The sequence below is a fragment of the Priestia sp. ST2 genome (genome assembly GCF_055810735.1).
Genome location: NZ_JBVVNT010000001.1, coordinates 491,013 through 513,341 on the forward strand (window position 1 = coordinate 491,013; position 22,329 = coordinate 513,341).

At 38.6% G+C, this 22,329-nt stretch carries 29 protein-coding genes; 26 read left to right on the plus strand and 3 right to left on the minus strand.

What is annotated here, in order from left to right; genetic code table 11:
- Positions 1-85: 85 nt before the first annotated feature.
- The 18 genes from spoIIM (at position 86) to lysA (ending at position 14,359) form a co-directional block, all read left to right on the plus strand.
- A complete protein-coding gene (gene spoIIM, locus AC0KUU_RS02510; RefSeq protein ID WP_013084941.1) occupies positions 86-730 on the plus strand; it encodes a stage II sporulation protein M in 645 nt (214 codons plus the stop codon).
- 112 nt (positions 731-842) lie between these two features.
- Entirely contained in the window at positions 843-1,295 is a 453-nt protein-coding gene (fur, locus tag AC0KUU_RS02515; RefSeq protein WP_013059082.1) for a ferric iron uptake transcriptional regulator, read from the plus strand.
- A gap of 194 nt (positions 1,296-1,489) precedes the next feature.
- On the plus strand, positions 1,490-1,717 hold the full coding sequence (locus AC0KUU_RS02520; RefSeq protein WP_013059081.1) for a YqzK family protein: 228 nt from the start codon (positions 1,490-1,492) through the stop codon (positions 1,715-1,717).
- Between the two features lie 6 nt (positions 1,718-1,723).
- The gene (xerD, locus tag AC0KUU_RS02525; RefSeq protein ID WP_013059080.1) at positions 1,724-2,617 is read left to right on the plus strand and encodes a site-specific tyrosine recombinase XerD; all 894 of its coding nucleotides are present in this window, start codon (positions 1,724-1,726) and stop codon (positions 2,615-2,617) included.
- Between the two features lie 197 nt (positions 2,618-2,814).
- Positions 2,815-3,996: a phosphopentomutase gene (deoB, locus tag AC0KUU_RS02530; RefSeq protein WP_013084939.1), complete on the plus strand. Its 1,182-nt coding sequence runs from the start codon at positions 2,815-2,817 to the stop codon at positions 3,994-3,996.
- A 16-nt stretch (positions 3,997-4,012) separates the two neighbouring features.
- The gene (locus AC0KUU_RS02535) at positions 4,013-4,843 is read left to right on the plus strand and encodes a purine-nucleoside phosphorylase (protein WP_013084938.1); all 831 of its coding nucleotides are present in this window, start codon (positions 4,013-4,015) and stop codon (positions 4,841-4,843) included.
- Between the two features lie 116 nt (positions 4,844-4,959).
- Complete coding sequence (locus AC0KUU_RS02540) at positions 4,960-6,126, plus strand: D-alanyl-D-alanine carboxypeptidase family protein (protein WP_025750447.1); 1,167 nt, start codon at positions 4,960-4,962, stop codon at positions 6,124-6,126.
- Between the two features lie 102 nt (positions 6,127-6,228).
- Positions 6,229-6,579: an anti-sigma F factor antagonist gene (spoIIAA, locus tag AC0KUU_RS02545; RefSeq protein ID WP_013084936.1), complete on the plus strand. Its 351-nt coding sequence runs from the start codon at positions 6,229-6,231 to the stop codon at positions 6,577-6,579.
- Positions 6,579-7,022, plus strand: coding sequence for an anti-sigma F factor (spoIIAB, locus tag AC0KUU_RS02550; protein ID WP_013084935.1), 444 nt, complete (start codon positions 6,579-6,581; stop codon positions 7,020-7,022). Before spoIIAA ends, spoIIAB begins: the two co-directional genes overlap by 1 nt.
- A 12-nt stretch (positions 7,023-7,034) precedes the next feature.
- Complete coding sequence (gene sigF, locus AC0KUU_RS02555) at positions 7,035-7,796, plus strand: RNA polymerase sporulation sigma factor SigF (RefSeq protein ID WP_013059074.1); 762 nt, start codon at positions 7,035-7,037, stop codon at positions 7,794-7,796.
- Between the two features lie 161 nt (positions 7,797-7,957).
- Positions 7,958-8,578, plus strand: a complete 621-nt coding sequence (locus AC0KUU_RS02560) for a stage V sporulation protein AA (RefSeq protein ID WP_043976321.1) — start codon at positions 7,958-7,960, stop codon at positions 8,576-8,578.
- Positions 8,568-8,990, plus strand: a complete 423-nt coding sequence (locus AC0KUU_RS02565) for a stage V sporulation protein AB (RefSeq protein ID WP_014458301.1) — start codon at positions 8,568-8,570, stop codon at positions 8,988-8,990. The genes AC0KUU_RS02560 and AC0KUU_RS02565 overlap by 11 nt, the downstream gene beginning before the upstream one ends.
- An 18-nt stretch (positions 8,991-9,008) precedes the next feature.
- The gene (spoVAC, locus tag AC0KUU_RS02570; RefSeq protein ID WP_025750442.1) at positions 9,009-9,470 is read left to right on the plus strand and encodes a stage V sporulation protein AC; all 462 of its coding nucleotides are present in this window, start codon (positions 9,009-9,011) and stop codon (positions 9,468-9,470) included.
- A gap of 13 nt (positions 9,471-9,483) precedes the next feature.
- A complete protein-coding gene (spoVAD, locus tag AC0KUU_RS02575; protein ID WP_322552418.1) occupies positions 9,484-10,500 on the plus strand; it encodes a stage V sporulation protein AD in 1,017 nt (338 codons plus the stop codon).
- Positions 10,501-10,503: 3 nt separating this feature from the next.
- Entirely contained in the window at positions 10,504-10,854 is a 351-nt protein-coding gene (spoVAE, locus tag AC0KUU_RS02580) for a stage V sporulation protein AE (protein ID WP_013059069.1), read from the plus strand.
- A gap of 6 nt (positions 10,855-10,860) precedes the next feature.
- Positions 10,861-11,427: a stage V sporulation protein SpoVABEA gene (gene spoVAEA / locus AC0KUU_RS02585; protein WP_043976326.1), complete on the plus strand. Its 567-nt coding sequence runs from the start codon at positions 10,861-10,863 to the stop codon at positions 11,425-11,427.
- Positions 11,420-12,901, plus strand: coding sequence for a spore germination protein (locus AC0KUU_RS02590; RefSeq protein WP_043976329.1), 1,482 nt, complete (start codon positions 11,420-11,422; stop codon positions 12,899-12,901). Before spoVAEA ends, AC0KUU_RS02590 begins: the two co-directional genes overlap by 8 nt.
- Positions 12,902-13,039: 138 nt before the next feature.
- A complete protein-coding gene (gene lysA / locus AC0KUU_RS02595; protein WP_043976330.1) occupies positions 13,040-14,359 on the plus strand; it encodes a diaminopimelate decarboxylase in 1,320 nt (439 codons plus the stop codon).
- Positions 14,360-14,409: 50 nt separating this feature from the next.
- Here lysA and AC0KUU_RS02600 read toward each other — a convergent pair whose 3' ends face one another.
- Positions 14,410-15,285, minus strand: a complete 876-nt coding sequence (locus tag AC0KUU_RS02600) for a DUF1002 domain-containing protein (RefSeq protein ID WP_013059065.1) — start codon at positions 15,283-15,285, stop codon at positions 14,410-14,412.
- A gap of 388 nt (positions 15,286-15,673) precedes the next feature.
- Here AC0KUU_RS02600 and AC0KUU_RS02605 point away from each other — a divergent pair, with 388 nt between their 5' ends.
- Both AC0KUU_RS02605 and AC0KUU_RS02610 read left to right on the plus strand, forming a co-directional pair.
- Positions 15,674-16,108, plus strand: coding sequence for a peptidylprolyl isomerase (locus AC0KUU_RS02605; RefSeq protein WP_013059064.1), 435 nt, complete (start codon positions 15,674-15,676; stop codon positions 16,106-16,108).
- Positions 16,109-16,352: 244 nt separating this feature from the next.
- Positions 16,353-16,706, plus strand: coding sequence for a GNAT family N-acetyltransferase (locus AC0KUU_RS02610; protein ID WP_013059063.1), 354 nt, complete (start codon positions 16,353-16,355; stop codon positions 16,704-16,706).
- A gap of 74 nt (positions 16,707-16,780) precedes the next feature.
- Here the strand turns inward: AC0KUU_RS02610 and AC0KUU_RS02615 are convergent, their stop codons facing one another.
- Both AC0KUU_RS02615 and AC0KUU_RS02620 read right to left on the minus strand, forming a co-directional pair.
- On the minus strand, positions 16,781-17,302 hold the full coding sequence (locus AC0KUU_RS02615) for a DUF309 domain-containing protein (RefSeq protein ID WP_043976333.1): 522 nt from the start codon (positions 17,300-17,302) through the stop codon (positions 16,781-16,783).
- Between the two features lie 132 nt (positions 17,303-17,434).
- Entirely contained in the window at positions 17,435-17,533 is a 99-nt protein-coding gene (locus AC0KUU_RS02620; RefSeq protein ID WP_170836726.1) for a YjcZ family sporulation protein, read from the minus strand.
- A gap of 198 nt (positions 17,534-17,731) precedes the next feature.
- Between AC0KUU_RS02620 and AC0KUU_RS02625 the strand changes: the two genes are divergently transcribed.
- The 6 genes from AC0KUU_RS02625 to AC0KUU_RS02650 all read left to right on the plus strand — a co-directional run bounded on the left by AC0KUU_RS02625 (position 17,732) and on the right by AC0KUU_RS02650 (position 22,257).
- Positions 17,732-18,487 (plus strand): segregation/condensation protein A, encoded by a 756-nt coding sequence (locus AC0KUU_RS02625; protein ID WP_080781556.1) that lies wholly within the window; start codon positions 17,732-17,734, stop codon positions 18,485-18,487.
- Positions 18,484-19,056 carry an SMC-Scp complex subunit ScpB gene (scpB, locus tag AC0KUU_RS02630; RefSeq protein WP_013084925.1) on the plus strand — a complete coding sequence of 191 codons (573 nt, stop codon included), beginning with the start codon at positions 18,484-18,486 and terminating at the stop codon, positions 19,054-19,056. The genes AC0KUU_RS02625 and scpB overlap by 4 nt, the downstream gene beginning before the upstream one ends.
- 118 nt (positions 19,057-19,174) lie before the next feature.
- On the plus strand, positions 19,175-20,323 hold the full coding sequence (locus AC0KUU_RS02635) for a D-alanyl-D-alanine carboxypeptidase family protein (RefSeq protein ID WP_322552417.1): 1,149 nt from the start codon (positions 19,175-19,177) through the stop codon (positions 20,321-20,323).
- A complete protein-coding gene (locus AC0KUU_RS02640; protein WP_043976337.1) occupies positions 20,316-20,915 on the plus strand; it encodes a nucleoside recognition domain-containing protein in 600 nt (199 codons plus the stop codon). Before AC0KUU_RS02635 ends, AC0KUU_RS02640 begins: the two co-directional genes overlap by 8 nt.
- Positions 20,912-21,445, plus strand: a complete 534-nt coding sequence (locus AC0KUU_RS02645) for a spore maturation protein (protein WP_013084923.1) — start codon at positions 20,912-20,914, stop codon at positions 21,443-21,445. The genes AC0KUU_RS02640 and AC0KUU_RS02645 overlap by 4 nt, the downstream gene beginning before the upstream one ends.
- 86 nt (positions 21,446-21,531) lie before the next feature.
- Positions 21,532-22,257, plus strand: a complete 726-nt coding sequence (locus AC0KUU_RS02650) for a pseudouridine synthase (RefSeq protein WP_013059055.1) — start codon at positions 21,532-21,534, stop codon at positions 22,255-22,257.
- The last annotated feature ends 72 nt before the right edge of the window (positions 22,258-22,329 follow it).

Genomic DNA, 22,329 nt, shown 5'->3' on the forward strand with positions numbered 1-22,329 from the left:
TTTTATTTGATAGATTCAAAAGATTCTTGGCATAGTTTTTGTACTCTATCATACACTCTATTAAGCGATTAATAGGAGGAAGACGATGAGAAAAAAACAATTGCCATTATCGTATGCAAGACATTTTCAAGAAAACAGTTCTATTTATTTGTTTGTGACCGTGCTGTTTTTAATGGGAATCATTTTTGGGGCTATTGTTGTAAATAGTTTAACGCTTGATCAAAAAGAAGACCTGTACTTCTATTTAAACCGGTTTTTCGGACAGGTAAAGAGCGGAGAAGTAGCAAGCAGCGTTGAAATGTTTCAGCAAAGTTTTTTTCATAATGTTAAATACTTGGGGCTCATTTGGATATTAGGAATCGCCATTATTGGTTTGCCTGTAGTGTTAATTTTGCTGTTTTTAAAAGGAATGGTGATTGGTTTTACCGTAGGCTTTTTAGTCAATCAAATGGGACTCTCTGGGTTTGCGCTATCTTTTGTATCTGTTATGCCGCAAAATATCTTTCTCATACCGGCATTTCTGATCTTGTCTGCAGCTTCAGTTGCCTTTTCTTTGAAGCTTGTGCGGCAGCAGTTTTTTAAAAAAGCAGCGGAGCCTATTTCCGCCTCATTTTTACGCTACAGCGGAACCATGATTGCTATGATATGTTTGGTTGCCTGTGCAGCTACAATTGAAGCTTACGTATCACCTACTTTAATGAAAAGTGTAATGGCTCTATTAAATAAATAAGAATAAGTATTAAGTAAAAAGAATTCTTTTTTCTTATTAATAATAACTTTATTTTGACACCCTCGACACATCTGATATAATGGATTAGTGAATGGCGAGGGAGGGAATAATTATGGAAAGTCGAATTGAGCGAATTAAGCAGCAGTTGCACTCAGCTAGCTATAAATTGACACCTCAACGTGAGGCGACTGTAAGAGTACTTCTTGAACATGAAGAGGATCATTTAAGTGCCGAAGATGTATATCTCCTCGTCAAGGAAAAGTCTCCGGAAATTGGATTGGCAACTGTTTATCGTACGTTAGAATTGTTAACTGAACTTAAAATTGTTGATAAAATAAACTTTGGCGATGGCGTTTCTCGCTACGATTTAAGACAAGAAGGAGCCGCACACTTTCATCATCACCTTGTGTGTATGGAATGTGGATCTGTGGACGAAATTCAAGAAGATTTGCTTGAAGACGTTGAAGAAATTGTGGAAAAGCAATGGAATTTTAAAATTAAAGATCACCGCTTGACATTTCATGGCATTTGCCATCGCTGTCAGGATAAAGAAGACAAGCAGTAAAAGCCTTTTCCCTAATGGAGAAGGTTTTTTGTTGTACATAAATAAAAAAATAACGAGTTTATAAGCTACATGGTTTTATAGAAAGAAAGGAAATGAGCAGGAGAGAACTCAGTGTATAAAGGCAAGAAACATGTATAAAACCTGTCCCAATTGGCATATCTTCTAATAGAATCAAAAATTGGAGGAATTGTTTCATGAAATCATGGGCTGAAATGGTATATAATACATGTAAAGTATTTATCTTATTTACCGGGTTTACTCTTTTGTTTTATTTTGGAATGATATGGGTATCTCAAGAGTATCAAAATTATAAACGTTATGATGAGCCGTCGGGTTCAGCAGTTAAGGTCATGCAAGCAAGTGTGAACAAAGATCAGACGTGGCTAGAGCGTTTATTTATGTTTTATCAAAACGGGGAGTAGAGGCTATTGAATGATCAAATTCAAGATTTTATTCATTATTTAGTAGTAGAGCGGGGACTAGCGAAAAATACAATTGATTCGTATGAACGAGATTTAAAAAAGTATGCTCAATATTTAGAACATGTAGAGCAGCTCAAATCATTTAATGAAGTAACAAGACTCCACATCGTTAATTTTCTGAAATATTTAAGTGATCAGCAAAAGTCATCTAAAACGATTGCGAGACATGTGGCTTCAACTAGATCTTTTCATCAATTCTTACTAAGAGAAAAAGCAGCGGATACAGATCCATCTGTTCATATTGATACCCCGCAGCTTGAGCGCAAGCTGCCAAAAGTGCTAAATGCAGAAGAAGTAGAGGCGCTGTTAAATGTGTTTGATACTTCGACGCCTTTTGGCATACGAGACAAAGCGATGCTTGAGTTGCTTTATGCTACTGGAATTCGTGTGTCTGAACTCGTTAACTTAAATATTGATGATGCACATTTGACGATGGGATTTATTCGTTGTATCGGAAAAGGAAATAAAGAAAGAATTGTCCCCATCGGAAGGTTGGCAACGGAGGCTATCGAAGAGTATTTACAGCATAGCCGGAGTGTTTTAACAAAGCAAAAGGAACAGGACAAAGCACTCTTTGTTAATCATCACGGAAGGCGTTTAACAAGGCAGGGGTTTTGGAAAATATTAAAAAAGTTAGCTTCTGAAGCAAAAATTGAAAAAGAATTAACTCCACATACGTTACGGCATTCGTTTGCTACTCATTTGTTAGAGAACGGCGCGGACTTGAGAGCCGTTCAAGAAATGCTCGGGCATGCGGATATTTCGACCACTCAAATTTATACACATGTTACAAAAGCACGTTTAAAAGATGTATACAATCAGTTTCATCCGCGAGCGTAGGAAGATTCCAATGTCCAATGAGTTCATAGACATTGGTTTTTTTGATTGAAAACACTTTCATTCATGTGTACAAAAAAATAAAAAGCGTCTATACTAATAGAGAGGTCAGACTTCTGACCAATAAGAGAAGATGGTTAAATTATTTCCAAACGGGAATTTTATAGAGAATAAATAAATTGATATTTGGAGGGAATAAAATGGCGCATACATATAAACGCGTATTTTTAATTGTCATGGATTCAGTGGGTATCGGTGAATCACCGGATGCTGAAAAATACAATGATAAAGGTGCGGATACGTTTGGTCATATTGCAGAGCACTGCAACGGTCTTCGTATGCCTAATATGGCTAAGCTTGGCCTAAGTAATATCCGTGAAATTAAAGGAATCGATAAAGCCGAAAAACCGTTGGCTTACTATACAAAAATGCAGGAAGCTTCTGCAGGAAAAGATACAATGACAGGTCATTGGGAAATTATGGGCCTCAATATTGATACGCCTTTTAATGTATTTCCAGATGGATTTCCAGAAGAGCTGATTTCACAATTAGAAGAAAAAACAGGTCGAAAAATCATTGGGAACAAACCAGCGTCTGGTACAGAAATTTTGGATGAGCTAGGAAAACAGCATATGGAAACAGGTGACTTAATCGTCTATACATCAGCAGATTCTGTTTTGCAAATTGCTGCTCATGAAGAAATTGTTCCAATTGATGAATTGTACAAAATTTGTGAGATTGCTCGTGAATTAACGCTTGATGATCCATATATGATTGGACGTGTTATCGCTCGCCCGTTTTTAGGTGAACCAGGTAACTTTACACGTACATCCAATCGTCATGACTATGCATTAAAGCCTTTTGGACGTACAGTAATGAATGAATTAAAAGACAATGACATCGATGTTATTGCTATCGGTAAAATTTCTGATATTTACGACGGAGAAGGGGTAACAAAATCTCTTCGTACCAAATCGAATATGGACGGCATGGATAAGCTAGTTGATACATTAAACATGGACTTCACAGGCTTAAGCTTCTTAAATTTAGTTGATTTTGATGCTCTCTATGGTCATCGCCGCGATCCACAAGGATATGGGCAAGCACTTGAAGAATATGATGCACGCTTAGAAGAAGTATTTGATTTATTAAAAGAAGATGATTTATTGATTATTACAGCGGATCATGGAAATGACCCTGTTCATCATGGGACAGACCATACGCGTGAATACGTGCCGCTTCTTGTGTACAATAAAGGCATGCAAGAAGGAAAAGAACTTTCTATTCGTCAAACGTTTGCGGATATTGGCGCAACGGTAGCAGAAAATTTTGGCGTAGCAATGCCTAAGCATGGAAAAAGTTTTTTAAAAGAGTTGAATTAAGCAGGGGGAATGGAGTATGAAAAAAGAATATATTGAAAAAGCAGCAGCATATATTAAAAATCAATCAGCTGTTACACCAACAATTGGGCTTATTTTAGGCTCTGGACTAGGGGTATTAGCCGACGAAATTGAAGGCGCGGTAAAAATTCCTTATAACGACATTCCTGAGTTCCCGGTTTCAACAGTTGAAGGTCATGCAGGTCAATTAGTAATAGGTACTATTCATGACGTACCGGTTGTAGCTATGCAAGGACGTTTTCACTTTTATGAAGGGTACGCCCTTGATAAAGTAACATTTCCAGTGCGCGTAATGAAAGAAATCGGTGTAGAAACGTTGATTGTAACGAATGCAGCGGGCGGAGTAAACGAATCCTTTAATCCAGGAGACTTAATGATTATTTCTGATCATATTAATAATTTTGGAACCAATCCTTTGATTGGACCTAATGACTCTGATTTCGGAGTAAGGTTCCCGGATATGTCAACTGCTTACTGCAAGGATCTTCGTCAATTAGCGAAGAAGGTAGGAGCTGATTTAAATATCGCCTTACAAGAAGGTGTATATGTAGGAAATACAGGTCCAACATATGAAACGCCTGCTGAAGTGCGTATGCTTCGCATTATCGGGGGAGACGCGGTCGGTATGTCTACAGTGCCAGAAGTTATTGTGGCACGCCATGCAGGTATGAAAGTGCTAGGTATTTCTTGTATTTCTAATATGGCAGCTGGTATTTTAGATCAGCCGTTAAATCATGAAGAAGTAATTGAAACGACTGAAAAAGTAAAACAGCAGTTTTTATCGCTTGTAAAAGAAGTAGTAAAGCAGCTTCCAGCTTATCAAAAATAAGAAGAAAATATGAATTCAAGCATCGAGAATTTCTCGATGCTTTTTTTATTTCCCTTAGTATAAATCGATTATACCTTGGAAAAAATAGGTTGTATAAAGAATGGAGGTTTGTGGAGATGAAGCGAACTATTGTAAAGTTACTCGTTGTCATATTTTTATTTCCACTTATGACGCAACCTGTTTTAGCCGCAGAAAAAAAGAATTCCGAGCTTGCTGACAGTGCTAGGTCAGCTATTTTAATTGAACGGGATACAGGGAAAATTCTATACGAAAAAAATAGTAATCAAGAACTTCCCCCTGCCAGTATGACTAAAATTATGACAATGATTTTAATTATGGAGGCTTTGGATAAAGGGAAAATTACCTTAAAAGATAAAGTGCGGGCAAGTGAATATGCCGCTTCAATGGGAGGCTCACAAATCTTTTTAGAGCCCGGAGAAGAAATGACGGTAAATGATTTGCTAAAAGGGATTGCGATAGGTTCCGGTAACGATGCTTCTATGGCAATGGCTGAATATTTAGCTGGATCAGAAGAAAAATTTGTAGCAAAGATGAACCAAAAAGCCAAAGAGCTTGGTTTGACTCATACAAAATTTCAAAATCCGACAGGCCTGCCTGTAGAAAATCACTATAGTACAGCTCATGATATGGCCATGATGGGCAGAGAGCTGCTAAAGTATGAAAAAATTATTAACTATACAAGTAAATACGAAGCTTATTTGCGCACGGATACAGATAAGAAGTTTTGGTTAGTAAATACAAATCGCTTAGTAAAGTTTTATCCCGGCGTTGATGGACTCAAAACCGGATTTACAGGTCAAGCTAAGTATTGCCTGACAGCTACCGCTAAAAAGGGAAATATGCGTGTGTTAGCGGTTGTATTCGGTGCAAGCACGCCAAAAGATCGCAATAATCAAGTAACCAAAATGTTAGACTACGCATTCAGTCAATATACAACGAAGCCTTTATACAAAAAAGGAGACGTTATTACCAAGATAGATGTAAACAAGGGTAGCGAAGATCAGGTAACAGCTGTTACGTCCGAGCCTATTTCGGTTTTATTGAAAAAAGGAAATGCAGCCAAAGACGTTAAAACAGAAGTGAAAATGAACGAGAAGCTAAATGCGCCTATTCAAAAAGGCGACAAAATTGGAATGTTGACCATTAAGAAGGATAACAAAGTAGTTAGTTCTTCACCGCTTCTTGCAAAAGAAGATATTGATGCTGCTTCTTGGTGGAAGATATTCAAACGTACATTCTCTATTTTCTCTCAAACATCTTAAACAGCTAAATGTGACGAAATAGAACTAGTTTTGTCGGTGAGAAGGATTCTATTCTGTCGGCAGCGAAAGACTGACTATAAGATTTCCGAGGAGGTTTGTATAGTGAGTCTTTCGATTGAATTGGAATTCAAACAAGATGTCTTGTTGGTTCGATTAACAGGAGAATTAGATCATCATACGGCAGAAGAGCTAAGAAGCAAAATCACCGAAGCGATAGAGAAGGAATCTATCAGCCATTTGATTTTAAATTTACAGCATTTAACCTTTATGGACAGCTCTGGCTTGGGGGTTATTTTAGGGAGATACAAACAGGTTCATAATAACGGCGGGGAAATGGTTGTATGCGCTATTTCTCCCGCCGTAGAACGTTTGTTTAATATGTCAGGCTTATTTAAAATTATTCGTTTTGAACCTAATGAAGAAAACGCGCTTCAAAAATTGGGGGTGGCATAATGAAAAATCAAATGAACCTCCAATTTTCCGCGCTTAGTCAAAATGAATCGTTTGCCCGCGTCACGGTAGCATCATTTATTACGCAGTTAGATCCAACAATGGATGAGTTAACAGAAATTAAAACAGTCGTATCTGAAGCAGTAACAAATGCTATTATTCACGGCTACGAAAGCAATCCGGATGGTGTGGTATATATTTCTGTGACGCTTCATGAAGACGGTGTAGTCGAGCTGATGATTCGTGATGAAGGAATTGGTATCGATAACGTGGATGAAGCCAAGCAGCCTTTATACACAACCAAACCAGATCTAGAACGTTCTGGAATGGGTTTCACCATAATGGAAAACTTTATGGACGAAATTCGAGTGGAGTCTACTGTATTAGAAGGTACGACCTTATATTTAAAAAAGCACTTAACAAATAGTAAAGCGCTATGTAATTAAGGAGACTTGCCAATGGATGTGGAGGTCAAAAAAAATAAAAACGAACCGTATTTAAAGGATCATGAAGTTAAAGACCTCATCAAGCGCAGTCAGCAAGGTGATCAAATTGCACGAGATACAATTGTCCAAAAAAATATGCGGCTCGTTTGGTCGGTTGTTCAACGTTTTATTAACCGTGGTTATGAGCCCGATGATTTATTTCAAATTGGGTGCATAGGGCTATTAAAGTCCGTTGATAAATTTGACTTATCGTATGATGTTAAATTTTCAACATATGCTGTTCCAATGATTATTGGTGAAATTCAGCGATTTATTCGTGATGATGGCACGGTAAAAGTTAGCCGTTCTCTGAAAGAAATGAGCAATAAAATACGTAAGGCAAAAGACGAGCTTTCCAAATTACTTGGACGCGTCCCTACAGTCGCTGAGGTTGCAGAACATTTGGATCTCACTCCTGAAGAAGTAGTGCTAGCTCAAGAAGCTAATCGTGCTCCTTCGTCTATTCACGAGACCGTCTATGAAAATGATGGAGATCCAATTACCCTTCTTGACCAAATTGCTGATCATACGGAAGCGAAGTGGTTTGATAAAATTGCCTTAAAAGAAGCAATTGAAGAACTTGATGAGCGTGAAAAGCTCATTGTCTATTTGAGGTATTACAAAGATCAAACTCAGTCCGAAGTGGCCGCAAGGCTGGGAATTTCTCAAGTTCAGGTATCGAGGCTTGAGAAGAAAATCTTAAAACAAATGAAGCTGCATATGAATGATACGTAATACTTAAGAAGCAATCCGTTTTGCTATTCAAAGAAGAATAGTGAAACGGATTGCTTTTTTTATTTGGTAATTAATGGTCTGTTCAGAAACGTGAATTAGAAAATTTAAGAAAATCCATACTACACGTACAGGGAGATAATGAATCGTAAGGTGTGATATGAATGGAAAACGTTCTTTATCTTAAAATGAGACATCGTATTCAAGTAAAACCTGATGAAGCTGTAAATATTGGACAATTAGCAATGGTTATAGCAGGAGATTCTGTTCAAAAGCAAATTGAAAAGCTAGTTGTATATCAAGTAAGTATGAGTGATCGAAATATTATCATTGTTGATTTAATGAAGGTAATTGAAAAAGTTGCCTCTCGGTATCCGCATTTAGACATTCAGACGATTGGACCCGCTCAAACGATTGTAGAGGTCGTGTATAAAAAGAAACAATATTCCTTTTTGTTTTTTCTAGCTGTTTGGTTTCTTCTCTTCATCGGAGCTGCTTTGGCAATTATGAACTTTCACGAAGATGTGAGTATGAGACAAGTCCATCAAAAATTGTTCTATATGCTGACCGGTCTGAGAGATAAGCAGCCTTTGCTGATTCAAGTACCTTACTCTATCGGTTTAGGCCTAGGAATGATTCTGTTTTTTAACCATGTCTTTAGAAAACGAATTAATGAAGAGCCTAGTCCTCTCGAAGTCGAAATGTTTAATTACCAGCAAGACTTAGATCAATACGTCATTATGCACGAGAATAAAGAAAGTATGAAAAAAATTGATGATCATTAACATTGTGATGACCATTGTAATTGGACTTGCGGGAGGACTGGCTGCAGGTGCTGGGTTTGTAGCATTTTTAACGGTGCTGGGCATTATTCCGCGTTTGATGCAGCTGACCAAAACCATGAAATATATTCAAGCATATGAATGGGGAGTGGTGGGTGGCGCTGTTACAGGCGGGTGGTGCAGTCTTCATCAATACACGTGGCAGTTTCCTGCGGTGCTTATTATGATCATAGGTCTAACGAGCGGTATTTTTATTGGGATGCTGGCAGCAGCGTTAACAGAAGTGCTTAATGTATTGCCGACGTTAACGAAACGAATAGGGATGGAAGGCAAGCTTATTTTATTGTTAATGGCCATTGTACTAGGCAAAGTATGCGGATCATTATTTCATTGGATTTATTTTGTTAATCAATAAGAAAAGGATGTATGTAACATGGCAAATAATCAAAAATTAAAAGATAACTATCAAGAAAGCATTAAACCATTTCAGCCTAAACCTTCATATGTGGCAAATTGCCTAAAAGCCTTTTTGGTAGGGGGAATCATTTGTACATTAGGACAGGCAATTCAAAATTTCTATATTGCATTTTTTGACTTTAATGAAAAAAATGCAGGTAATCCTACCGTTGCAACCCTTATTTTAATATCTGCGCTTTTAACCGGGTTTGGGATATACGATCGTATTGGTCAATTCGCAGGTGCAGGTTCAGCTGTTCCTGTTACGGGTTTTGCCAATTCCATGACGAGTGCAGCGCTTGAACATCGAAGTGAAGGGATTGTTCTTGGAATTGCGACGAACATGTTCAAACTGGCTGGAAACGTCATTGTATTTGGGACGGTTTCGGCTTACGTTGTAGGAATCATTCGCTACCTTTTTAAAACTTATTTGCTATGAAAAGAGGGGGATTATGAGAAAAACTGGAAAGCAAACGTGGGTTTATGAAAACCCTATTTATATTAATGCCACAGGAACAGCTGTAGGACCAAAAGAAGCAGATGGACCGTTAGGAGAAACATTTGATATTACACATAAAGATTTGCACTGTGAAGAAGACAACTGGGAGCTAGCTGAAAGAAGGCTTATGACGGAGTCTATTGATTCCTGCTTGCAAAAAATAAATTTATCTTATGAAGACGTTGATTTGTTTTTGGCTGGAGATTTATTAAATCAAAACGTAACGGCTAATTTTGTAGCCCGACATAACCAAATTCCATTTCTATGCATGTTTGGCGCTTGCTCCACATCAATGGAAACGCTCGCAACGGGAGCAGCTCTTGTAGATGCAGGGTTTGCTAATCGTGTTATTGCATCAGCGAGCAGTCATAACGCAACGGCTGAACGCCAATTTCGAAATCCTACGGAGTACGGAGGACAAAAACCAGATACAGCAACGGCAACCATTACGGGAGCAGGGGCAGCGCTGGTCTCGAAAGAAAAAGGTATTGTGCGTCTCACGTCTGCAACGATTGGTCGGGTAATGGATTACGGGATTAAAAATGCAAACGACATGGGTTCTGCTATGGCACCAGCTGCTGCAGATACCATTCAAAGACATTTGGAAGACTTAAACATTGCTCCAAGCGAGTATGATCTTATTTTAACAGGAGATTTATCAGGTGTAGGAAGTCCAATCTTAAAACAGCTGCTCAAGGACGAAGGCTACGATATATCAACCAATCATAATGATTGCGGATTAATGGTATATCGCCCTGATCAAAATGTATTTGCAGGAGGAAGCGGCTGCGGCTGCTCCGCTATTGTCACGTATGGGCATATTTTAAATGAATTAAAATCAGGAAACTTAAAGAAAGTGTTTATGGTGGCAACAGGAGCTCTTTTAAGTCCAACGATGATTCAGCAAAAAGAGTCAATTCCAACAATTGCTCATGGCGTCGTCTTAGAACATATTGGGGGGGGGGGATGATCAATGGAGTATGTAATAGCTTTTGCTGTAGGAGGAATCATTTGCGTTATTGGGCAGCTGCTGCTTGATCTTGCTAAGCTTACTCCAGCACACGTCATGAGTTCGTTTGTAGTTGCAGGAGCGATTTTAGATGGATTTGGTCTTTATGATAAGTTAATTGAATTTGCTGGCGCTGGAGCGACGGTTCCAATTACAAGCTTTGGTCATTCTTTGCTGCACGGAGCGATGAAGCAAGCGGATGACCATGGATTTATCGGGATTGGGATTGGGATTTTTGAACTTACCTCAGCTGGAATTTCAGCAGCTATTTTATTTGCTTTTATTATCGCGTTAATCTTTAAACCGAAAGGATAAAAGATTATGGAAAAAAGAAGGGTCATTATTGTAACTGATGGGGATGAATATGCACGCAAAGCAATTGAGCATGTAGCTAAAGCGGTTGGTGGCAGATGCATTTCCAGGTCATATGGAAACCCTACTACGTTAACAGGTAGTCAAACGGTAGATTTAATTCTTCAAGCACCATATGACCCTGTCTTTGTAATGTTTGACGATAGCGGTTTCTTAGAGGAAGGACCTGGGGAAATTGCTTTGCTTCATGTAGCAAAGCATCCTCAAGTAGAAGTTCTTGGAGTGATCGCTGTCGCGTCACGTACTCATCAAAGCGAATGGACAAGAGTGGATGTAACCATTGATCGTTTTGGAGAAATATCGCATTACGGCGTGGATAAAAGCGGAATTCAAGAGTTAGAAGTCGGACGAATTAATGGAGATACAGTTTACTGCTTGGATCAGCTCGATATTCCCTTAGTCGTAGGAATAGGGGATATCGGCAAAATGGCTAGGATGGATGATGTTAAACTGGGATGTCCTATTACAGAAAAAGCAGCAAGACTTATTTTAGAAAGGAGCGGTTCGTTTGGATAAGCTAGCAGAGCAGAAAACAGCTATTTTTTCGAAAGTACAAAAAAACGATCAGTGGTTCAAAGAAAACGCTAGTATGAATACAAGCTTTGATGTGGGCGTGCGTAAACTACTTATTCTGGATCGAGAAGTTCATGTTTACTATGTAACAGGACTGTGCGATAGTTCATTTATTATTGAAATTACAAAAGTGCTCGTTCAAATTAATGATAATGAAGTTGAACGAGCAAAGCTAAAGGATATTGTTGAAAACCGTCTTATTCATCAGCAAGTCAAGCCTTTAAAGACGCTGGATGATGGAATGGTGTCGGTTTTATCAGGACTGCTATTCGTTTTAATTGACGGTGAAGAAGTTGGCTTTGAAGTCGATGTGCGTACATATCCTGGCAGATCCCCTGAAGAAGCGGATACAGAGAAAGTGATTCGCGGAGCACGAGATGGATACACTGAAAACATCATTATCAATACAGCGTTAACAAGAAGACGAATTCGTGACGGAAGATTTCGTTTTGAAATTATGAAGGTAGGCGAACGATCAAAACTGGACGTAGCGATTGGGTACATAAATGGCGTAGCTGATCCAGGGCTGGTTAAACTGATAAAAGATGAACTGGAAGCAATTGATATAGATGGTTTGCCGATGGCTGACAAATCAATTGAAGAGTTTTTAGTCAAACAAGGAATTAATCCTTTTCCAATGGTACGCTATACAGAACGTCCGGACACAGCAGCAGCTCATGTACTAGAAGGGCATGTGATCATTATTACCGATACGTCTCCAAGCGTTATTATTACGCCAACTACGCTGTTTCATCACGTGCAGCATGCAGAAGAATACAGGCAGGCTCCTTCTGTCGGTACGTTTATCCGCTGGATACGGTTTTTAGGAATTCTTGCTTCTCTTTTCTTATTACCGCTATGGCTGTTATTTGTACTTGAGCCAGACTTGCTGCCGTCAAAATTGCAGTTTATTGGACCAAACGAAGCAACAAATATTCCAACTGTTGTTCAAATTTTCCTAGCTGATTTTGGGATTGAATTTCTGAGGATGGCGGCCATTCATACGCCGACGCCGCTCGCCACGGCGATGGGCTTGATTGCCGCTGCGCTTATTGGGCAAATTGCTATTGATGTAGGTCTCTTTGTTCCGGAGGTTATTTTGTATGTGGCTATTGCAGCAATTGGTTCATTCGCAACGCCAAGCTATGAGTTAGCAGTAGCAAATAAAATGCTGCGATTGTTTCTGTTAATTTTTGTGGCGGCCTTTCATACTCCAGGGTTTCTTATTGCAACAACGTGTATCATTCTCTATATGGCGCGATTAAAATCGTTGAATACGCCTTATTTGTGGCCGTTTCTTCCATTCAACCCGCAGGCTTTATGGCAGATTATTATTCGTACACCGGTTCCTGGAGCAAATCCGCGTCCTAGTATTGTACATCCGCAGGACAAAGACCGCCAGCCTGCAAAACCTTAAACAAAATATGTGGTTGAAACCTGTATGAAGATGTGATAGATTTGTTTTAAATATGGAAAATAATAAATATTTAGACAGTTAGCAGCGAATTGCCGTTAACTGTCTTTTTTACACTATACACAGGAACGGGGTCTAAACATGTTTTTACACGGAACAAGTCGCATAAATAAACAGGGTCATCTTGAAATTGGTGGAGTTGATACGGTTGAATTAGCATCAAATTTTGGGACGCCCCTTTACGTATATGACGTGGCTTTAATTCGGCAGCGTGCTAGAGGGTTTAAAGAAACATTTGAAAAGTATGGGGTAAAAGCACAGGTCGCTTATGCAAGCAAAGCTTTTTCTACAATTGCCATGGTCCAAGTCGTTCATGAAGAAGGTCTTTCGTTAGACGTTGTTTCGGGAGGAGAACTGTATACGGCTTTAGCAGCTGACTTTCCGAAAGAACGGATTCATTTTCATGGAAACAATAAAAGCCGAGCAGAACTAGAAATGGCCATCAAAGAAGATGTAGGATGCATTGTAGTTGATAATTTTTATGAAATTGCATTGCTTCAGGAAATAACGGAACAGTATCAAAAAAAGATGCCTGTTCTTCTCAGATTAACACCCGGAATTGAAGCTCATACACATGATTATATCTTGACAGGGCAGGAAGACTCGAAGTTCGGGTTTGATCTTCAAAACGGTCAAGCAGACGAAGCTGTGCGTCTTGTGCAAGATAGCAAGGGGCTAGAACTTTTAGGTATTCACTGTCATATAGGATCTCAAATTTTTGAAACAACCGGATTTATTATGGCGACTCAAAAGCTTTTTGCAAAAATGAAAGAGTGGAAACAACGTATAGAATTTGTTCCGCAAGTATTAAATTTAGGCGGCGGCTTTGGCATTCGTTATACGGAAGAAGATCAGCCTATTCCTGTTTCGCAGTATGTGGAAGTTATTATAGAAGAGGTCAAAAAGCAGTCTAAACAGTTAGAGGTAGAAATCCCTGAAATTTGGATTGAGCCTGGCCGCTCTCTTGTAGGAGATGCTGGAACGACTCTGTATTCAATTGGTTCTCGTAAGCATGTACCTAATGTACGTGAATATGTAGCCATTGATGGAGGAATGAACGACAATATCCGTCCTGCGCTGTATCAAGCGAAATATGAAGCGGTCATTGCCAATCGAATGAATGATGAGAGTGATGAGCTTGTATCTATTGCGGGTAAGTGCTGCGAATCGGGGGATATGCTGATGTGGGATGTACACCTTCCAAAAGCAAACCCAGATGATTTATTAGCGATGTTTTGTACAGGGGCATACGGTTATTCTATGGCAAGTCACTATAACCGGTTGCCAAAGCCAGCTGTCGTGTTCGTGGAAGATGGAGAAGCACAGCTAGTCGTAAAACGCGAAACGTATGAAGACATTGTAAAAAATGACGTGAAATACAAGGTGACGGTAAAAAAGTAACGAGTGATTAACGTAAAAAAAAGAGCCTCTTGTTCAAGAGGCTCTTTTTTTTATGAGAATAACGATTTAATAGCATTAATAATATCAACAAAGAATTGCTTTAATTTATCAAGAAATGATTGGCCTTCTTCTGACTGAAGAAATGTTGTTACTTTTTCCTTTGTCGCGGAAAGTTGGTCTTTTACTTGATTCCAATCGATGTTCATATCTTTTAAACGATTGAAAAAATCAACAAGTGTATTAAGCTCTGAATCTGTTAATTTAATACCTAAATCATCAGCCACTCGCTGAATTAACGTGCGTAAATCGTCCTTTGTTTGAGGATTTTCTTTGGCAATTTCTTCTTTAATCGTTGCCATAAACTGCGCTGCTTTTTCTTTACCGATTTTTTCACCAAGCTCAGATGTCTGGACCATCTCTTCATTGGCTGCTTTTTTTACTTCTTCTGGGATTTTTTGATCTGTTTGAACTTCATATGCTTTCATAATACCTGTTAAAGCAGCTGTACCAGATACTTCAAATGGAGCGGTAATCTGGATTTTTGCATCTTTAACGCCGGCGGTCATCAAAGCATTAATATACATGTCGTCTGTAATACCATTAATATTTTGAGTTGATACGCTTAAACCTGAATCTTTTGAACCAAGGGTAATACTAGAAGATGAAATAGCACGAGATCCAATAGTAGCCTTTGGAATAAAGTCACCTAAATATTCATGCTCTTCTTGGTTTGTCACGGTTACTGTTTGAGCATTGCTTGGTGCATCAAGGTCATTTAATACCTGCTGCTTCTGAGAGCTGGTTAAGTCCTGACCTAATGTAATAATAACATCGCCCGGAGCAGCATCTGCAAAACTTTTTAAGGGTGCGGTTAGGAATAGAAGAAGACCTAATGTCACCATCATTGCTTTTATCGTTAATTTCAAACCTTTTTCCTCCTTTAATCCCATACTTGCCCTATTATAATACGGGCAGGTCTGAAGTAACAGAGTCAATTCATCATTTTCCCATAAATCAGTCTAGAGGCGTAGATTTCTATATGAAATGAAATCTATGTATCTCTGTCACTGTATTAGACGGATGATACTATAAAAAGTTTCATCTCACAACTACTATTTTTTATTTAGATCCCTACGAGAAGAAAGTGAAGAAGTGCATTCATTGAATTCATGAGCTTGTTTGTAGTAGAATAGAGTGAGTTTATAAATGTAAGTGTTCTACTCTAGGTGGCACTTACAACTTTTACGTTTTGCCGCTTTGATAGGAAAAACAGAGCCTATAGCGGTACTAATACATATATTGGAGGTCATTTATATGAAAAAAGCAAGTATTCTAATGGAAAATGGCGAAAAAATTCTAATCGATTTATTTCCTAACGAAGCACCAGGAACAGTAGAAAACTTTGAAAAGTTAGCTAATGAAGGATTCTACAACGGCGTAACGTTCCACCGCGTTATCCCTGGATTTGTTTCTCAAGGAGGAGACCCAACTGGTACAGGTGCTGGCGGCCCTGGCTACTCAATTAAATGTGAAACAGAAGGAAACCCTCACAAACATGAAGCGGGTTCTCTATCAATGGCACATGCTGGTAAAGACACAGGCGGCAGTCAGTTCTTTCTTGTTCATGAGCCACAGCCTCATTTGAACGGTGTTCACACTGTATTTGGAAAAGTAACAGAAGGACTTGATACAGTGTTAAAAATGAAAAATGGCGACGTAATGAAAGAAGTAAAAGTCTGGGAAGAATAAGAGCATACTGCTATAAATGGATATTAGCTGATAAAACGTCATAACAACCTTTTACAGGGGGTTACGGCGTTTTTTCTTCGCGCAACAGCTCAAAAAGCGTAATAGATTAGGTTTCTCATACACGCATGACATAGGACAAGCTTTTGTGTAATATTGCTATTTACTTATAAATTTTGTATGATAAAAGCAGTAAAAAACGCAGCGCATTAATTTGTAGGAAAGTTTGAGGACGAGGGAGAATCGTATGCTTATTCGCTATAAACGAAACTATGAAAAAATTGCCATGGGTCTTCTATCGTTTGTACCTACGGAAAAAGATTTAAAAAAACTTCAACAAACGATGAAAGAATATGAGCAAAACGAACATTGGCAGCTGTATCTTTGGAAGCAAGAAGAAGATATTATTGGGATTGTTGGCATTTCCATGCTCGATAAAAGTTTGATTGAGGTTCAACACGTCAGTGTAAACCCTTCACACCGCCAACAGGGCATTGGCAAAAAAATGATTAAAGCTCTTAAAGAAATGTATACGACTGCACAAATTAAGCCGAGTGAAATCATCGCTCCGTTTTATGAAAAGTGTCAGGCGGATGAATAAAAAAAGCATGATTAGGTAAGGTGTGAAAGCTTCTTTCACATCTTAGTCATCATAAAACAACAGGTAGCTAGAAGCTACCTGTTGTTTTGTTTTGCCAATAAGTTCGCTTGTCTTTCCGCAATCACATCTGACCGATCTCGCGTGCTGTGACGATGAACAATCGCATCATTTTGCAGATTAGAAGCTGATAACCAGACAAGCTGTTTATCAGTGCTTCTTTGTTTGCAAGCTCGTAATAATGCTGGATCTTCAATGGGCAAGTTAATACTTTTATATGGCTGATAGGTATCGATTAAAGCTAATTGTTTGCGAAGAAGTTTAAGCAGTGAAGGATAATTAAGTCCAAGCTGTGCAATATTTTCTTCTTCCTTCGTTAAAATTGCCAGCGCCTTTTGCATCGTTCTTTTGGCTCCAGCGAAATTTTGGCGTCGATGATGATAGAGTGAAACAGCAATTTGAATAAGGCCAACCCAAATAATATTGCGGTGTCCTCTTTGGTCTTTTTTCCAGTGTTCTTCTAGCAGTTCATGACATTCAAAGTAATCCCGGTCGCCATGAAAATGAACTAAATAATCAATATAGGCTTGTGAATACAATCTTGTTCCCTCCTGGTAAGGCTCTATATGTAGTGTATCACAAAAATTAGCTATTCATCAGCGCGGTGCCTTTAAAGAGACAAACGTGCTCAAGGTATGGCGAACACGTTTGTTTTTATTCAATATGTGTGGTTAGAAGCGTAAGCAAGAACAACCAACAATAATTAATAAAATAAACAGTACAACAATTAAAGCGAAACCGCTACCGTATCCACAAGATTTTTCACCCATGCGAGTTCCTCCTTCAGCCATTTCAAAATCTTATTACCTTGACATCATATGTATGTTTAAACTTTTTGTATGGGCAAATGACCTATTTTTACGTTAATTTGTATTGGACATGTGTCTATAATCCTCTATACTAATGATAGTAACGTTATATAAAGCGGCAGAAATGATAAGCAATTGAAAAGTGTTGGTGAGATAAAAGTGGAGTATAGTGTAAAAGTAGATGCGTTTGAAGGACCTTTAGATCTTCTTCTGCATTTGATTAACCGATTTGAAATTGATATTTACGATATCCCAGTAGCGACAATTACTGAGCAATATATGATGTTTATACATACAATGAATGAGCTTCAGCTAGACGTTGCCAGTGAATATCTAGTCATGGCAGCAACTTTGCTTCAAATTAAAAGTAAAATGCTTCTGCCTACGTATGAAGAAGATATGGATGAAATTGAAATGGTCGATGAAGAAGATCCGCGTGAAGAATTGATGCAGCGCTTAATTGAATATCGAAAGTTTAAAGAAGCGGCTGTAGAGCTTCAAAAGCTGGAAGAAGACCAAAGTCATGTGTATACAAAACCTCCAAGTAATGTGCAAATAAATGCAGAAGAACGTACGCAGCCTCAGGATGAAGGATTGGATATATCACTGTATGATATGCTAAGTGCTTTTCAAAAGTTGATGAAACGAAAGCAAAATAAAAAGCCTATGCAGACAAAAATAGCAAGGCAAGACATTCCAATTGACAAGCGCATGAGTGAAATTGTGAATGAATTAAAAGTCTTTAAAGGGAAAAAAAGTTTTTATCAGCTGTTTCCTTATCAAGAGCGTGATCATATTGTTGTAACGTTTTTAGCTGTGCTGGAATTAATGAAAGAAAATGAAATCGTTGTGGAACAGCAGCACAATCTAGACGAGCTTTATGTATCGTATCGAGAAAGGAATGAAGAGGAATGACAACGAATAATCTACAGGCTATTATTGAGAGCTTACTTTTTGTTTCTGGTGATGAAGGTCTATCCATTAGCCGGTTAGCTGAGATTATAGAAAAGCCTCATGAAGACATTCAAGGTGCTTTGGAGAGCTTAGAGCAAGAGTGTAAGTTCAGAGGAGTTACACTTGTTGAAATAGGAGGGGCCTATCAGCTTGTCACAAAAAAAGACTATGCACCATATATTGAGAAGCTCGTAGAAGCTCCCGCTAATCAATCATTATCACAAGCAGCGCTTGAAACGTTAGCTATTGTAGCGTATAAGCAGCCAATTACAAGAGCTGAAATCGAAGAGATTCGCGGAGTGAAAACGGAAAGACCTCTTCAAACTTTAATTGGAAAAGTTTTATTAAAGGAAGTGGGACGAGCGGAAGGCGCAGGGCGGGCCATCTTATACGGAACGACAAAAGAATTTTTAGGCTATTTTGGCCTTAAAAGTATCGAAGAGCTGCCGCCGCTTCCAGAAGATTTATTACAAGAAGGAACCGATCAAGAAGCAGACTTGTTTTTTCAATCGTTTCAAGAAATGAAGTGAAAATGTAAAAGAACATAGAGTTTTTTCTATGTTCTTTTTTGTATGGACAAATCTTTTCATTCATAACCAAAAAAGACGAGCATAAACTTGTACAAACAGGTAGAGGGACGGGGATGACATGAAAAGAAGCAAAAAAAGTATCATCTATCTATTTATTGTATTGCTATGTCTCAGCGGTTGGCCTTCCATATCATCTGCAGCAGGGAGCGTAAGTGCTCATAGTGCTATTTTGATGGAACAGAAATCAGGGAGAGTGTTATATGCTAAAAATGCAGATCAAGTTAGCCGAATTGCTAGCATTACAAAAATTATGACAGCAATACTGGCGATTGAATCTGGCAAAATAAATAAAACAGTTACCGTGAGCCACAGCGCAGTTGGTGTTGAAGGTTCTTCTGTGTATTTAGTTGAAGGTGAAAAAATAAAATTAAAAGATTTAGTATATGGCTTGATGCTTCGTTCAGGTAATGATGCTGCTGTAGCTATCGCAGAAGCCGTTGGAGGAAGCGAAGATGGATTTGTTTATTTGATGAATAAAAAAGCAGAAGAAATTGGCATGACAAATACAACATTTCAAAATCCGCATGGGTTAGACGACCATGAAAATCATCGCTCAACCGCGCACGATATGGCTCTGCTCATGCGCTATGCAATGAATAATAAAATTTTCAAAGAGATTTCAGGAACAAAAGTCTATCGAATGAAGCATCCTGAAGAGAAATGGGATCGAGTGTGGAAAAACAAAAATAAACTGCTGACAACACTATATGCATACTGTACTGGCGGAAAAACAGGGTATACAAAATTAGCAAAACGAACGCTTGTGACAACTGCTACAAAAGATGGAATGGATTTAATCGCCGTAACGATCAATGCCCCAGATGATTGGAACGATCACATTTCCATGTATGAAAATGCATTTGATAAATATGATATGACCAGTTTAGCTGCAAAAGGCGAGTTGGCAGATATAAAGGATTCTTTTTATAAAGATCAGCTGTATATTAAACGAAATGTCGTCTATCCGCTCACAAAGAAAGAGCAAAGCTCTGTAGAAGTAAAAACAACGTTAATTCAGCCTAAAAAGCAGTGGAAAGAAACAGGGGAAGTTCCAAATGTGGTAGGAAAGCTCGATATTTATAGAAGTGGAAAGACGATTGACAGTGTTCCAATTTATTTCGAAAAGCAGTCCGAGCAGCAAAAAGGTTTTTTTGATAAAGTGAAGCGATTAATGTTTATTCAGTCTGGAGCCAAAACAGATGGTTAATGTTATTTGGATGCTGCTGACCATTATCGGAATTGTTTTTGCGATTATAAATGGAAAAATTGGTGATGTAAACAAAGCAATTTTTCAAGGAGCAGGCGAAGCAGTGACCATCAGCATTGGGTTAATCAGCGTGCTGGTCTTTTGGTTAGGGATGATGAATATTGCTCAAAGTGCAGGGCTTCTCGACAAGTTAGCGAAACTGTTTCGACCCATCATTACAAGACTTTTCCCTGATGTTCCAAAAGATCATCCGGCCTTAGGGTACATATTGTCCAATATGATGGCGAATATGTTTGGGCTCGGGAATGCGGCAACTCCTCTTGGCATTAAAGCGATGGAGCAGCTTAAAAAGCTAAACGGCGATAGAGACGAAGCAAGCCGCTCTATGATCACACTTTTAGCACTTAACACAACCAGTTTAACACTTATACCAACCACAGTTATTGCCATTCGGATTACGTATAACTCGGCTAATCCTACTGAAATTGTCGGTACCACGCTTTTAGCAACTGTTGTAGCTACGATAGGAGCTATCATCATTGATCGCTTCTTTTATTATCGACGTACACGAAAAGGAGGAAAACGAAAATGACTATGCTTAATCAAGTATCATTGATGTTTATTCCTCTTATTGTAGGATGCATTTTACTTTATGGAACCTATAAAAAAATTCCTACGTATGAAAAGTTTGTAGAGGGAGGGAAAGACGGATTACAAATTGCTTTTTCCATCATTCCTTACTTAGTCGGCATGTTAGTGAGCATCTCTATTTTTCGAGCTTCAGGAGCGCTTGATTTTTTCTTATCTGTTTTAAAACCTATGCTGCAAGCAGTCGGCGTTCCGGCTGAAATTGTACCTTTAGCTCTTATCAAACCGATATCTGGAACGGCTGCTCTTGGTATCACGACGGATCTAATTTCTACATACGGACCTGATTCTTTTATCGGTCGTTTGGCATCGACCATGCAGGGAAGTACAGATACCACATTTTATATTTTAACGGTTTATTTCGGAGCGGTTGGCATTAAAAAAATGGGAGATGCGCTGAAGGTTGGTTTACTGGCAGATTTGGTAGGAATTATTGCATCAGTTGTCATTGTAATCCTTGTGTTTGGCCGGTAAGAAATCGAAAATTCTACCTCTGAGTGGCAAATACACTTGTGTATTACTTCGTAAACAAGTAAGATGTTACAAGAGGTGAAGTGTTAATGGAACGATTACAAAAAGTGATTGCTCACGCAGGTGTAGCATCAAGACGTAAAGCTGAAGAATTAATCGGCCAAGGCCGAGTGAAAGTAAATGGAAAAGTTGTAAGAGAATTGGGCACGAAAGTAGGTCCTAACGATAAAATTGAAGTAGACGAAGTGCCTGTAGAAAGCGAAGCGCCCGTTTATTTTATGTTATACAAACCAAGAGGCGTAATTTCAGCTGCTAACGACGACAAGGGAAGAAAAACAGTCGTTGACTTCTTTCCACATGTAGAAGAAAGAATTTATCCAATTGGACGTCTAGACTATGATACGTCGGGTTTACTTCTTTTAACAAACGACGGTGAATTTGCTAATCAGCTAATGCACCCTAAATTTGAAGTGGACAAAGTGTATGTAGCTAAAATTAAAGGAATTCCAAGTCGTGAAAAAATCAGACAGCTGCAGCGCGGTGTGATGCTAGAGGACGGAAAAACAGCACCAGCTCGTGCAAAAGTTCTTTCTATTGATAAAAGCAAGCAGACGGCGATTGTGGAATTGACGATTCATGAAGGGAAAAATCGTCAAGTACGTCGCATGTTCGATGCAATTGGGCATTCTGTCTTAAAATTAAAACGTGAACGCTACGGACCTTTAGATTTACGCGGATTAAATGCAGGAGAAGCTCGTGAGCTTACAGCGCATGAAGTCAAACAATTATATTCAATGTCTCAAACAGGTAAGTAATTTTCACTTACCTGTTTTTTTTATGAAAAATGTCGTGAATTAGAAAAACAAGCAAGGTTTTTCGAAAAAATG

Coding starts and splice junctions, on each gene's coding strand:
- spoIIM (WP_013084941.1), top strand. CDS start 86: ATGAGAAAAAAACAATTGCCATTATCGTATGCAAGACATTTTCAAGAA.
- fur (WP_013059082.1), top strand. CDS start 843: ATGGAAAGTCGAATTGAGCGAATTAAGCAGCAGTTGCACTCAGCTAGC.
- AC0KUU_RS02520 (WP_013059081.1), top strand. CDS start 1,490: ATGAAATCATGGGCTGAAATGGTATATAATACATGTAAAGTATTTATC.
- deoB (WP_013084939.1), top strand. CDS start 2,815: ATGGCGCATACATATAAACGCGTATTTTTAATTGTCATGGATTCAGTG.
- AC0KUU_RS02535 (WP_013084938.1), top strand. CDS start 4,013: ATGAAAAAAGAATATATTGAAAAAGCAGCAGCATATATTAAAAATCAA.
- AC0KUU_RS02540 (WP_025750447.1), top strand. CDS start 4,960: ATGAAGCGAACTATTGTAAAGTTACTCGTTGTCATATTTTTATTTCCA.
- spoIIAB (WP_013084935.1), top strand. CDS start 6,579: ATGAAAAATCAAATGAACCTCCAATTTTCCGCGCTTAGTCAAAATGAA.
- sigF (WP_013059074.1), top strand. CDS start 7,035: ATGGATGTGGAGGTCAAAAAAAATAAAAACGAACCGTATTTAAAGGAT.
- AC0KUU_RS02560 (WP_043976321.1), top strand. CDS start 7,958: ATGGAAAACGTTCTTTATCTTAAAATGAGACATCGTATTCAAGTAAAA.
- AC0KUU_RS02565 (WP_014458301.1), top strand. CDS start 8,568: ATGATCATTAACATTGTGATGACCATTGTAATTGGACTTGCGGGAGGA.
- spoVAC (WP_025750442.1), top strand. CDS start 9,009: ATGGCAAATAATCAAAAATTAAAAGATAACTATCAAGAAAGCATTAAA.
- spoVAD (WP_322552418.1), top strand. CDS start 9,484: ATGAGAAAAACTGGAAAGCAAACGTGGGTTTATGAAAACCCTATTTAT.
- spoVAE (WP_013059069.1), top strand. CDS start 10,504: ATGGAGTATGTAATAGCTTTTGCTGTAGGAGGAATCATTTGCGTTATT.
- spoVAEA (WP_043976326.1), top strand. CDS start 10,861: ATGGAAAAAAGAAGGGTCATTATTGTAACTGATGGGGATGAATATGCA.
- lysA (WP_043976330.1), top strand. CDS start 13,040: ATGTTTTTACACGGAACAAGTCGCATAAATAAACAGGGTCATCTTGAA.
- AC0KUU_RS02605 (WP_013059064.1), top strand. CDS start 15,674: ATGAAAAAAGCAAGTATTCTAATGGAAAATGGCGAAAAAATTCTAATC.
- AC0KUU_RS02610 (WP_013059063.1), top strand. CDS start 16,353: ATGCTTATTCGCTATAAACGAAACTATGAAAAAATTGCCATGGGTCTT.
- AC0KUU_RS02620 (WP_170836726.1), bottom strand. CDS start 17,533: ATGGGTGAAAAATCTTGTGGATACGGTAGCGGTTTCGCTTTAATTGTT.
- scpB (WP_013084925.1), top strand. CDS start 18,484: ATGACAACGAATAATCTACAGGCTATTATTGAGAGCTTACTTTTTGTT.
- AC0KUU_RS02635 (WP_322552417.1), top strand. CDS start 19,175: ATGAAAAGAAGCAAAAAAAGTATCATCTATCTATTTATTGTATTGCTA.
- AC0KUU_RS02640 (WP_043976337.1), top strand. CDS start 20,316: ATGGTTAATGTTATTTGGATGCTGCTGACCATTATCGGAATTGTTTTT.
- AC0KUU_RS02645 (WP_013084923.1), top strand. CDS start 20,912: ATGACTATGCTTAATCAAGTATCATTGATGTTTATTCCTCTTATTGTA.
- AC0KUU_RS02650 (WP_013059055.1), top strand. CDS start 21,532: ATGGAACGATTACAAAAAGTGATTGCTCACGCAGGTGTAGCATCAAGA.